Source organism: Rhizobacter sp. P1_G5, from assembly GCF_056405435.1.
In genome coordinates this window covers 1-11,650 of the sequence record NZ_JBFUCB010000134.1, presented here as the reverse complement: position 1 = coordinate 11,650, position 11,650 = coordinate 1, and the positions used below count along the sequence as shown (strand labels likewise).

Genomic DNA, 11,650 nt, shown 5'->3' with positions numbered 1-11,650 from the left:
ACCTGGTCTCGGCGCTGTTCGCGCTGCTGATGGTGAACATCGCGCGCCGGCCGGCCGACGAAGACCATCCGTCGGGCCACACGAAGGCCGAGTACTTCTCCAGCGGCTTCGAGGGCATGCTGATCGCCGCAGCGGCGGTGAGCATCGTCTGGGCGGCGGTGCTGCGCTTCGCGCACCCGCAGCCGCTCGAGTCGCTGGGCTGGGGCCTGGCGCTGTCGGTCGCCAGCTCGGCGATCAACGGCGTGCTGGCCTGGCGGATGATGGCCGGCGCACGGCAGCACCGTTCGATCGTGCTGGAGGCCGATGCGCGCCACCTGATGACCGACGTGTGGACCTCCGCCGGGGTCATCGTGGGCCTGCTGCTGGTCCAGCTGACCGGCTGGCTGTGGCTGGATCCGGTGCTGGCCGTCGGCGTCGCGCTGAACATCCTGCGCGAAGGCGCGCAGCTGGCATGGCGCTCGGTCGAGGGCTTGATGGACAGTGCCGTCGAGCCGGAGATCCGCGAGCAGATCGATCGCACGCTCGCGCAGTTCGGCCACCACCCGATCCGCTTCGACCATGTCGTCACGCGGCGCGCCGGGCAGCGGCGCTTCATCGATATGCACATGCACGTGCCGGCCGACTGGACGCTCGGCCGCGCGGCGGCGTTGCGCGCCGATGTCGAGCAGGCCTTGATGGGTGACGTGCCTGGCCTGCGGGCCTCGATCCAGCTGCTGCCGACGAATGTCGAGGCGGCGGCAGCATGATCTCCATCACGCAGCGGGTGGCGCAGGCGCGTGTCGAGGTGGCGGGCGAAGTCATCGGCGCGATCGACGCCGGCCTGCTGGTGCTGGTCTGCGCCGAGCCGGGCGACACGCCGGCGATCGCCGACAAGCTGGTCGCGAAGCTGCTGAAGCTGCGCATCTTCGGCGACGAGCAGGGCAAGATGAACCGCAGCGTCACCGACATCGGCGGCGGGCTGCTGATCGTCAGCCAGTTCACGCTGGCGGCGGACGTGTCGGGCGGCAACCGGCCCAGCTTCACCGCGGCGGCGCCGCCGGCGCTGGGCCGCGAGCTCTATGAGCGGGTGCTCGCCACCGCGCGGTCACAGCACCCGACCGTCGCCAGCGGCGAGTTCGGGGCGGACATGAAGGTTCACTTGATCAACGACGGGCCCGTCACGATACCGATCACGTTGCGAGCATGATCAAGCAACTCCCGCGGAACCGGCTTTGCCGGGCCGCTGGGAGGCGCCCCTTGGGGGCAGGAGTGAAGCGACTGGGGGGCCAACAATCAGTCGGCGTATTGACCGGCGGCCTTGATGATCGGGCCCCACTTGTTGATCTCGGCCTCGACGAACTTCTTGTGCTCCGGGCCGTTGACGCGGGCATCGGTCATCACCACCGCGCCCAGGCCTTCTTCACGGTGGATGAAGTCCGGATCCTTCAGCGCGACCTTCAGCGCCGCGTTGATCTTGTCGGTGACGGCCTTCGGCGTGCCCTTCGGCGCATACAGCGCGTGCCAGATGCTGACGTTGAAGCCCTTCAGCCCCGATTCGTCGAGCGTCGGCAGCTTGGCCAGCGCCGGCGTCGTCAGGCGCTTGGTGCTCGTGACCGCGAACGCCTTCACCTTGCCGCCGGCGATCTGGCTGGTGGTGTTGGTGGTCTGGTCGCACATCAGGTCGACCTGGCCGCCCAGCAGGTCGGTCATCGCCGGGCCGGTGCCCTTGTACGGCACGGTCGTCATGTCGACCTTGGTGGTGCTCATGAACAGCAGGCCGCACAGGTGCGAGGCCGATCCGAGCCCGGCGTTCGCCAGGTTGATCTTGCCCTTGTTCGCATCGAGCCACTTGGTCAGCTCGGCATAGTTCGTGGCCGGCAGCGTCGGCTTGCCGATCAGCGTCATCGGCACTTCGTTGATCATGCCGAGGTACTCGAAGTCCTCCAGCGTCTTGTACTGCATGTTGCGGTACAGCGCCGGCGAGGTGCTCATGCCGATGTGGTGCAGCAGCAGCGTGTAGCCGTCGTTCGACGCCTTGGCCACCTTGGTCGCGCCCAGCGTGCCGCCGGCGCCGCCGACGTTGTCGATGATGATGACCTGGCCGCCCAGCGGCTTGCGCAACGCCTCGGCCAGGTCGCGCGCGACCTTGTCGGTCGGGCCGCCTGCGGAGAACGGGACGACGATGGTCACCGGCTTCTCGGGGTACTCGGCCAGGGCGGCGGTCGCCGTCAGCAGTGCGGCGCCAGCCAGCAGGAGTTTCTTCATGGTCGTGTCCTTTCGAGCAAGCGTGTCGGAGAGTCGGAAGACCCGAGCTTAAGGAAGCTCCGAGGCGCCGGCATGGCGGAAACTACGTAACCCGGAGACCCCGCAAGGCCATTCAGATCAGGTGGTCGGCCAGCACCCGCGCGACGTGCAAGGCCTCGCGCTGCGCGCCGTCGGCGATCTGGTGCCTGCAGCTGGTGCCATCGGCAACGATGATCGCGTCGGGCGCCTCGCGCACCGCCGGCAGCAGGCTCAGCTCGGCCATCTGCATCGACACCTCGTGGTGGCTCGCCTCGTAGCCGAAGCTGCCGGCCATGCCGCAGCACGAGCTCTCGATCAGCGCCGGCTGCGCGTCCGGGATCAGCTTCAGCACGTCGAGCACCGGCTGGATCGCGCCGAATGCCTTCTGGTGGCAGTGGCCGTGCACCCGCATCGCCTGCGTCGCCGGCCTGAAGCGCGGCGCGAAGCGGCCCGCCTTCGCCTCGCGCGCGAGGAATTCCTCGAGCAACAGCGCGTGATCGGCCAGCACCTTGGCGTCATCGCCCAGGCCCATCACCAGCATCTCGTCGCGCATCGTCAGCAGGCACGACGGCTCCAGGCCGACGATCGCGATGCCGCGCTGCGCGAACGGCAGCAAGGCCTTCAGCAGCTCGCGCGCATTCGCCCTGGCCTGCTCCGGCATGCCGGCGGCCAGGTAGGTGCGGCCGCAGCACAGCGCCGCGCCCGGCCGGCTCGCGGCATGCACGGCGTAGCCGGCCGCCTGCAGCACGCGCACCGCGGCGGTCGCGTTCTCGCTCTCGAAGGCGCCGTTGAAGGTGTCGACGAACAGCACGACCGGCTTGTCGGCCTGCAGCACCTCGGCGCGCGTGACCAGGCCGATGTGCGGCGCGGCGCGGCGAAAGGTGTCGCGGCGAAAGCGCGGCAGGCTGCGCCTGGCCGAGAGGCCCAGCCAGCGCTCGGCCAGTCCCTTCGCGCCGGGCAGCGTCTCGCGCAGGTTGAACAGCCACGGCGCGGCGCTCGCGAGCCGCGCATAGGCCGGCAGGTGGGCGACCAGCCGGTCCTTCAGCGTGTGGCCGTGGCGGGCCTTGTCGTGCGCGGTGAACTCGAGCTTCATCTTCGCCATGTCGATGCCGGTCGGGCAGTCGCGCTTGCAGCCCTTGCAGCCCACGCACAGGTCCATCGCGTCGCGCACCGCATCGCTCGTGAAGCCCTGTTCGCCGAGCTGGTTCGACAGCGCGAGCCGCAGCGTGTTCGCGCGGCCGCGCGTCAGGTGCTGCTCGTCGCGCGTGACGCGGTAGCTCGGGCACATCGTGCCGGCGTCGAACTTGCGGCAGTGCCCGTTGTTGTTGCACATCTCGACCGCCTTCGCGAAGCCGCCGCTCGCGTCGCCACCGGTGCCGGGCGCCGTCGTGGTCTCGGTCGCCGGGTCGTTCTGCACGTTCCAGGCCGACCAGTCGAAGACCGGCTTCAGCGCGATCGTCCGGTAGCCCGGCGCATAGCGGAACAGGCTCGCATCGTCCATCTTCGGCGGATCGATGATCTTGCCCGGGTTCATCAGGTTCAACGGGTCGAGGTGCTGCTTGATCGCGCGGAAGGCCTCGTTGAGGCGCGGCCCGAACTGCCACTCGATCCACTCGCCGCGGCACAGGCCGTCGCCATGCTCGCCGCTGTAGGCGCCCTTGAACTTGCGCACCAGCGCGCTGGCCTCCTCGGCGATCGAGCGCATCTTGTGCGCGCCGCCGCCCGGGCCGCCCTGGCGCATGTCGAGGATCGGCCGCACGTGCAGCGTGCCGACCGAGGCGTGCGCATACCAGGTGCCCTTGCTGCCATGCCGGTGGAACACCTCGGTCAGCGCGTCGGTGTACTCGGCCAGGTGCTCGAGCGGCACCGCGCAGTCCTCGATGAAGCTGACCGGCTTGCCGTCGCCCTTCAGGCTCATCATGATGTTGAGGCCCGCCTTGCGCACCTCCCACAAGGCCTTCTGCGGCGCCTCGTCGCGCATCTCGACCACGCTGCCCGGCAGCTTCAGCGCATCGCCCATCAGCTCGACCAACTGCTTCAGTTGCGCAAGCAGCACGGCCTTGTCGTCGCCGCTGAACTCCACCAGCAGGATCGCCTGCGGCTCGCCGACCAGGGCCGACTCGATCGTCGCGCGGAACGCCGGGTTCGCGCGCGACAGCTCGATCATCGTGCGATCGACCAGCTCGACCGCGCTCGGGCCCAGCTTCACGATGTGCTGCGCCGAATCCATCGCGGCATGGAAGCTCGGGTAGTTGACGACGCCGAGCATCTTGTGGCGCGGCAGCGGCGCGAGCTTCAGCGTCAGGCTGCGCGTGAAGGCGAGCGTGCCTTCGGCGCCGATCAGCAGGTGCGCCAGGTTGACGCTGCCGTCGGCGGTGTACGGCCGCTCGCTCTGCGGGTGGAAGATGTCCAGGTTGTAGCCGCCGACGCGGCGCATCACCTTCGGCCAGCGCAGGTCGATCTCGTCGCGCTCGGTGGCCGCCAGGCCGCGCACGAAATCGGCGATCGCGGCTTCCTTCGCGCCCAGCTGGTCGACGCGGCCGAAGCGCACGTTGCTGCCGTCGCTCAGCCAGGCCTCGGCGGCGAGCACGTTGTGCACCATGTTGCCGTAGGCGATGCTGCGCGAGCCGCAGGAGTTGTTGCCGGCCATGCCGCCGAGCGTGGCCTGCGCGCTGGTCGACACGTCGACCGGGTACCACAGCCCGTGCGGCTTCAGGAAGGCGTTCAGGTGGTCGAGCACGATGCCGGGCTCGACCTGCACCGTCATCGCGTCGCGGTCGAACGCGATCACCTGGCGGTAGTGCTTGCTGGTGTCGATCACGAGCGCCGCGCCGGTGGTCTGGCCGCACTGCGAGGTGCCGCCGCCGCGCGGCAGCAGCGGGGTCTTCAGGTCGCGCGCGATGTCGATCGCGGTGGCGATGTCCTGCGCGCCGCGCGGCACGAACACGCCGACCGGCATGATCTGGTAGATCGACGCATCGGTCGCGTAGCGGCCGCGCGAGGCGATGTCGAACAGCGTCTCGCCCTGGGTGTGGGCGGACAGGCGCTTCGCCAGCTCGGCCGCCTCGGGGGTGCCGAAATCTCGCAGCGAGCGGCCGGCCTCGCGGGCCACGCCGGCGTCGACCAGCGTGTTCATGCCGACACCTTCGGCGACGAATCCAGCTCGCCGTGCTTCATCAGTTCGAGCACCACGTCGCGCTTGTTCAGCAGGTGCTGCACCAGCAGCTGGCGCAGGCCGGCACCATCGCGGGCCGTGAGCAGCTCGACCATGCGCTCGTGCTCGCCCATCGCGCGGGCCCACTTGGCCTCGTCGCAGTTGGAGCGGAAGCGCAGCGCCTGCAGGCGGGCGTTCACCGTGGCATAGGTCTGCGTCAGCACCGGGTTGCGTGCCGCGGCATTGATGTGCCGGTGGATCACCGCGTTGATGCTGTAGTAGGTGGGCAGGTCGCGCCGCGTGTAGGCCGCGAGCATCTCGAAGTGCAGCGCGCGGATCTCGGCCAGCTCGGCCTCGGTGATGCGCTGCGCCGCCAGCTCGCCCGACAGGCCTTCCAGCCCGGCGATCACCTCGAAGGTGTCGGAGACGTCCTGCGCCGAGAGCTCCATCGCGACCGCGCCGCGGTTCGGCAGCAGCTCCACCAGCCCTTCGGCGGCCAGCATCTTGATCGCCTCGCGCAGCGGGGTGCGCGACACCTTCAGCTGCTCGCACAGCGCGCGCTCGTTCAGCTTGCTGCCGGGTGGGATGTGGTTCTCGACGATCAGCTGGCGCAGCCGCGTGCACACCTGTTGGTGCAGCACCTGGCGAGGGATGGAAATGATGTCGGCCATCGTGGACTTTCTGAATTTGTATTCATTTTCTGTGCAGGTTGATGGTCATCATACGGATGCCATCGCGGGTGGCAACCATTGACAAAAGAATTTTGTATGCAAAACTCAGGCGCATTCGGACCTCGTCAGGAGTCGTCATGATCGCGCTAGACCAGCACCCCAGCGGCCGTCATTTCCTGCAGATCCCCGGGCCCAGCCCGGTGCCGGATCGCATCCTGCGGGCGATGAGCCTGCCCACCATCGATCACCGCGGGCCGGAGTTCGGCGTGCTCGGGCTGAAGGTGCTGTCCGGCATCCAGCAGGTGTTCCGCACGCGGCACCCGGTCGTGATCTACCCGGCGTCCGGCACCGGCGCGTGGGAAGCCGCACTGGCCAACGTGCTGAGCCCCGGCGACGCGGTGCTGATGTACGAGACCGGCCACTTCGCGAGCCTGTGGCAGAAGATGGCGCTGCGCCTGGGCCTGAAGCCGGAGTTCCTGGCGCTGCCCGGCACCGATGCGCTGACCGGCCTGCCGAACAGCTGGCGCCACGGCGTGCAGGCCGACCTGATCGAGAAGCGCCTGCGCGAGGACGCCGGCCATGCGATCAAGGCGGTGTGCGTGGTGCACAACGAGACCTCGACCGGCGTCACCTCCGACATCGCCGCGGTGCGCCGCGCGATCGATGCGGCGAAGCACCCGGCGCTGTTGCTGGTCGACACGATCTCGGGCCTGGCCAGTGCCGACTACCGGCATGACGAGTGGGGTGTCGACGTGACGGTCAGCGGCTCGCAGAAGGGCCTGATGCTGCCGCCGGGCATCAGCTTCAACGCGGTGTCGCCGAAGGCGATCGAAGCCAGCAGGAAGGCGCAGCTGCCGAAGGCCTTCTGGGCCTGGGACGAGATCATCGAGATCAACAAGACGGGCTACTGGCCCTACACGCCGAACACCAACCTGCTGTACGGCCTGAGCGAAGCGCTCGACATGCTGCTCGACCAGGGGCTCGAGACGGTGTTCGCGCGCCACCAGCGCTGGGGCGAGGCGGTGCGCAGCGCGGTGCGGGCCTGGGGCCTGCCGATCCAGTGTGCCGACGCATCGGTCTACTCGCCGGTGCTGACCGGCGTGATCACGCCCGAGGGCGTCGACGCCGATGTGCTGCGCAAGCTGATCCACCAGCGCTTCGACCTGTCGCTCGGCACCGGCCTCGGCCGCGTCAAGGGCCGCATGTTCCGCATCGGCCACCTCGGCGACTGCAACGACCTGACGCTGATGGCGGCGCTGTCGGGCGTCGAGATGGGGCTGAAGCTGTCGGGCATCGTCACCGCGGGCAGCGGCGTGCAGGCGGCGATGGACTACTTCTCGTCGCATCCGCAGAGCCCGGCCCTGAAGGCCGCGGCCTGAAGACATCGCATTCCACAACAGTCAGGAGGTTCGCATGCAACGTCGCTCCCTTCTACAGGCCGCGGCCGGCACGGTCGCCAGCCTCGGGGCACCGCGCCTGTTCGCGCAGGGACTGCCTTCGGGCCCGATCCGCATCATCGTCGGCTTCCCGCCGGGCGGCGGCACCGACGCGCTGGCGCGCGTGCTGGGCCAGAAGCTGGGCGTGATGTGGGGCCAGCAGGTGATCGTCGAGAACAAGGCCGGTGTCGCCGGCGTGCTCGCCGCCGACTACGTCGCGCAGCAGCCGAGCGACGGCAGCACGCTGCTGATGGCGCACATCAACAGCCACGCGCTCGCACCCAGCCTGCAGCCCAAGCTGAACTACAACGTCGAGCGCGATTTCGTGCCGATCATGCTGGTGGGCGTGACGCCCAACCTGCTGATCGCCGGCACGATGCAGCCGGCCGTCACGGTGAAGGACATCGTCGCGCTGTGCAAGGCCAAGCCCGGCGAGATCAGCTTCGGCTCGGCCGGCTCGGGCTCGGCCCAGCACCTGGCGCTGGAGATGTTCAAGCTGAGCGCGAAGGTGAATGCGCTGCACATCCCGTACAAGGGCAGCGCACCGGCCATCACCGACCTGATCGGCGGGCAGATCAACTACGTGTTCGAGACGATGACGGCCGCCACGCCGCACGTGAAGGGCGGCAAGGTGATCGCGATCGCGCAGACGCGCACCAAGCGAGCGAAGGGCCACCCGACGGTGCCGACGATGGCCGAGCAGGGCTTCCCCGATTTCGAGGCCACCACCTGGTATGGTCTGGTCGGGCCGGGCAAGCTGCCGAAGGGGCTGGCGCAGAAGATCAACGACGACGCCAACAAGGTGATGGCGATGCCCGACGTGCAGGAGCGGCTGGAGAGCTACGGCGCCGAAGACGGCGGTGGGTCGTCGGAGAAGTTCACCGCGTTCATCCACGCCGAGATCGCGAAGTGGGCGAAGGTGGTCAAGGAAGGGCACGTGAAGGCGGACACCTGAACGGCATCCGCAGCCAACCGTTCGGGCTGAGCCTGTCGAAGCCGGCGCATCGCGCGGGCGTTTCGACAAGCTCAACGCGACCCTTCGACAAGCTCAGGGCGAACGGGGAGGCTAGGTGTATTTGCGCGCGTCCTCGATGACGCGTCCGTCATTGGGCAGGCTGCCCGGTGCGCACAGTTCCACCTCGCCGCGCAGCTTGGTCACGTCGCGGATCGCATCGGCGATGCGCGTGGCCAGGCCCTCTGGTTCGGCGGTCACTTCGACGCGCAGCGCCATGCGGTCGCTCGCCATCTCGCCGCTGACCACCAGCCGCGCCCGCACGATCTCCGGGAAGCGCCTGGCCACCTCGGCCACCTGCGACGGGTGCACGAACATGCCGCGCACTTTCGCGGTCTGGTCGGCGCGGCCCATCCAGCCCTTGATGCGCGTGTTGGTGCGGCCGGTCGGGCAGCGGCCCGCCAGCACCGCCGACAGGTCGCCGGTGCCGAAGCGCACCAGCGGGTAGTCCGGGTTCAACGTGGTCACGACCAGCTCGCCGACCTCGCCATCGGGCACCGGGTCGCCGGTGCCGGGCCGCACGATCTCGACGATCACGCCTTCGTCGAGCACCAGCCCTTCGCGCGCTTCGGTCTCGTACGCGATCAGACCGAGGTCCGCCGTCGCGTAGCACTGGTAGCCCTCGATGCCGTGGCCGCGCAGCCAGTCGCGCAGCGACGGCGGAAAGGCCTCGCCGCTGAGCAGCGCGCGGCGCAGCGAGCCGGGGACGCTGCCGCCGCCCTCGAGCGCCTTGTCGACCAGGATCTTCAGGAAGCTCGGCGTGCCGGCATAGCCGTGCGGCCGCAGCTCGCGCATCGCCTGCAGCTGCAGCTCGGTGTTGCCGACGCCGCCGGGGAACACGGTGCAGCCGAGCGCGAGTGCACCGCCTTCCATCATCGAGCCGGCCGGCGTCAGGTGGTAGCTGAAGCTGTTGTGCACCAGGTCGCCAGCGCGGAAGCCCGCGGCATGCAGCGCGCGGGCGGCGCGCCAGTAGTCGGTGGCCGCACCCTCGGGCTCGTAGATCGGACCGGGCGACTGGAACACGCGGCGCGCGCCGCTCGGGCGGCGCAGGCCGCGCCAGCCGATGGTCGAGAAGCCGCCGAACGGATCGCTGGCGCGCTGCGCCTGCTGAAGCGCCAGCAGCTCGTGTTTGCGGATCACCGGCAGCGCCGCGAGCGCCGCGCGGTCGGTGATCCGCGCGGCATCGGCACCGGCGGGCAGCGCATCGAACGCCGGCGCATGGGCCTGCGCATGCGCCAGCAGCGCCGGCAGCGCCGCGAACAGCGCGCGCTCGCGCTCGGCCGGCTCCCGTGTTTCCAGCGCGTCGTAGAAGGTGCCCATCACTCGTCATCCGCCCAACGGACCAGGCGCTTGCGCACCTCGTCGACCAGCTTGCGCACGTCGGCGCCGCTCTTCAGCACCTGCGTGTCCCATTCCGGCGTCGTGATCGGCCGGCGGGCGATGCGCGCGGTGATCGTCGCGGCATCGCTCGCGAGCTGCAGCACCGGCTTGCCCTTCCAGTCGAACGCCGCGCCGCGCTCGGCCAGCGGCTTCAGCTCGCGCAGCTGGCGCTTCAGCGTGACCAACGTCTCGTCGGGCTTGAAGGGAGGCAGGGCGAAAAAATCATCGGACATCACATCGCTCCATATTTCGCACAGCACCGTCAATCAAGCGGCCACCGTGGAACCGGCTTTGCCGGGCCACTGGTGGCGCCCCCTTGAGGGGGAGGCGCGCAGCGCCTCGGGGGTGGGTCACGTCAACCAGCGTTTGCGGCGCTTGTAGCTCTTGACGTCGCGAAAGCTCTTGCGCTCCACGTCGTCCTTCGCGCCGCCGGTGCCGAGGTAGAACTCCTTCACGTCCTCGTTCTCGGCCAGCGCCTTGGCCGCACCGTCCATCACGACGCGGCCGTTCTCGAGGATGTAGCCGTGGTCGGCATAGCGCAGCGCCATCGCGGTGTTCTGCTCGGCGAGCAGGAAGGTCACGCGCTCGCGCTGGTTCAGGTCGCGCACGATCTCGAACACCTCCTCGACGATCTGCGGCGCGAGGCCCATCGACGGCTCGTCGAGCAGCACCATCTTCGGGTTCGCCATCAGCGCGCGGCCGATCGCGCACATCTGCTGCTCGCCGCCCGAGGTGTAGGCCGCCTGCGAGCCGCGCCGCGTCTTCAGCCGCGGGAAGTAGCCGTAGACCTTCTCCAGCGTCTCGGCCACCGCCGCCTTGCCGTCGCGCCGGGTCCAGGCGCCGGTCATCAGGTTCTCCTCGATCGTCAGGTGCGCGAAGCAGTGCCGGCCTTCCATCACCTGCACGACGCCGCGGTTCACCATCTCGGCGGTGGACAGCGCCTCGATGCGGTCGCCGCGCAGCTCGATGCTGCCCTTGGTGACCGCGCCGCGCTCGCCCGCCAGCAGGTTGCTGACGGCGCGCAGCGTCGTCGTCTTGCCGGCTCCGTTGCCGCCCAGCAGCGCGACGATGCCGCCCTCGGGCACCTGCAGCGAGACGCCCTTCAGCACCAGGATCACGTGGTGGTAGATCACCTCGATCCCGTTGACGTTGAGCAAGACCGGTGCGCTCATGGGATCAGCTCTGGCAGTCTTCAGGGCTGCGGCGGGTCAGCTTCTTGTCGGTGGCGTACTTGTCCGCCGCCGCCTTCACCATCGGCTTCAGGATCTGCTCGTCGGCCTGGTACCAGTCGGAGCTGAAGTTCCACTTGCTGCCGTCCCAGGTGTGCACCCGCGTCCAGGTGGTGCCCATGTGGTCGAGGCACGAGGTGCTGACCGGCCGCATCACGCCGGCAAAGCCGAGCGCATCGAGCTTCTTCTGGTCCAGCGCCAGGTTCTCCAGCCCCCAGCGCACCTGTTCGCCGGTCATCACCTTGCCCTTGCCAAACCGCTCCTGCGCGCGCCGCACCGCCTCGACGCCGAGCATCTGGATGATCAGCCCGCGCGTGTACAGCACCGAGCCGACCTCGTCCTTCGGGCCGGCGCCCTGGCCCTTGTCGTGCACGTACTTCAGGATGTCCTGGATCACCTTCGGCTGCTGGCCCGAGGTGTTCAGCGCCAGCGCGTTGTAGCCCTTGGCGGCGTCGCCCACGTCCTTCACGTCGGGCTCGGCACCGGCCCACCAGACGCCGTACATC

At 69.2% G+C, this 11,650-nt stretch carries 11 protein-coding genes; 4 read left to right on the top strand and 7 right to left on the bottom strand.

Features of this window, described 5'->3' with window-relative positions:
* Both AC1D12_RS12210 and dtd read left to right on the top strand, forming a co-directional pair.
* Window positions 1-746 (top strand): cation diffusion facilitator family transporter (locus tag AC1D12_RS12210; protein ID WP_477840630.1); only part of this gene is annotated, 746 nt, incomplete at its 5' end.
* Window positions 743-1,186, top strand: a complete 444-nt coding sequence (dtd, locus tag AC1D12_RS12205; protein ID WP_477825173.1) for a D-aminoacyl-tRNA deacylase — start codon at window positions 743-745, stop codon at window positions 1,184-1,186. The genes AC1D12_RS12210 and dtd, both read left to right, overlap by 4 nt.
* A gap of 86 nt (window positions 1,187-1,272) precedes the next feature.
* Here the strand turns inward: dtd and AC1D12_RS12200 are convergent, their stop codons facing one another.
* The 3 genes from AC1D12_RS12200 to AC1D12_RS12190 all read right to left on the bottom strand — a co-directional run bounded on the left by AC1D12_RS12200 (window position 1,273) and on the right by AC1D12_RS12190 (window position 6,087).
* Complete coding sequence (locus AC1D12_RS12200; protein ID WP_477825172.1) at window positions 1,273-2,244, bottom strand: tripartite tricarboxylate transporter substrate-binding protein; 972 nt, start codon at window positions 2,242-2,244, stop codon at window positions 1,273-1,275.
* A 112-nt stretch (window positions 2,245-2,356) separates the two neighbouring features.
* Complete coding sequence (locus AC1D12_RS12195) at window positions 2,357-5,398, bottom strand: FAD-binding and (Fe-S)-binding domain-containing protein (protein ID WP_477840628.1); 3,042 nt, start codon at window positions 5,396-5,398, stop codon at window positions 2,357-2,359.
* Entirely contained in the window at window positions 5,395-6,087 is a 693-nt protein-coding gene (locus tag AC1D12_RS12190) for a GntR family transcriptional regulator (protein WP_465114827.1), read from the bottom strand. Before AC1D12_RS12190 ends, AC1D12_RS12195 begins: the two co-directional genes overlap by 4 nt.
* 137 nt (window positions 6,088-6,224) lie before the next feature.
* On the opposite strand from AC1D12_RS12190, the gene AC1D12_RS12185 reads away from it, so the two are divergent.
* Both AC1D12_RS12185 and AC1D12_RS12180 read left to right on the top strand, forming a co-directional pair.
* Complete coding sequence (locus tag AC1D12_RS12185) at window positions 6,225-7,466, top strand: pyridoxal-phosphate-dependent aminotransferase family protein (RefSeq protein ID WP_477840626.1); 1,242 nt, start codon at window positions 6,225-6,227, stop codon at window positions 7,464-7,466.
* Window positions 7,467-7,500: 34 nt separating this feature from the next.
* Window positions 7,501-8,478 (top strand): Bug family tripartite tricarboxylate transporter substrate binding protein, encoded by a 978-nt coding sequence (locus AC1D12_RS12180; RefSeq protein WP_477825168.1) that lies wholly within the window; start codon window positions 7,501-7,503, stop codon window positions 8,476-8,478.
* Window positions 8,479-8,589: 111 nt separating this feature from the next.
* Here AC1D12_RS12180 and AC1D12_RS12175 read toward each other — a convergent pair whose 3' ends face one another.
* The 4 genes from AC1D12_RS12175 to AC1D12_RS12160 form a co-directional block, all read right to left on the bottom strand.
* A complete protein-coding gene (locus AC1D12_RS12175; RefSeq protein ID WP_477840624.1) occupies window positions 8,590-9,855 on the bottom strand; it encodes a phenylacetate--CoA ligase family protein in 1,266 nt (421 codons plus the stop codon).
* Window positions 9,855-10,148 carry a hypothetical protein gene (locus tag AC1D12_RS12170; protein ID WP_465114832.1) on the bottom strand — a complete coding sequence of 98 codons (294 nt, stop codon included), beginning with the start codon at window positions 10,146-10,148 and terminating at the stop codon, window positions 9,855-9,857. The genes AC1D12_RS12175 and AC1D12_RS12170 overlap by 1 nt, the downstream gene beginning before the upstream one ends.
* Window positions 10,149-10,265: 117 nt before the next feature.
* The gene (locus AC1D12_RS12165; protein ID WP_465114834.1) at window positions 10,266-11,087 is read right to left on the bottom strand and encodes an ABC transporter ATP-binding protein; all 822 of its coding nucleotides are present in this window, start codon (window positions 11,085-11,087) and stop codon (window positions 10,266-10,268) included.
* Window positions 11,088-11,091: 4 nt separating this feature from the next.
* Window positions 11,092-11,650 (bottom strand): type 1 periplasmic-binding domain-containing protein (locus tag AC1D12_RS12160; protein WP_477840622.1); only part of this gene is annotated, 559 nt, incomplete at its 5' end.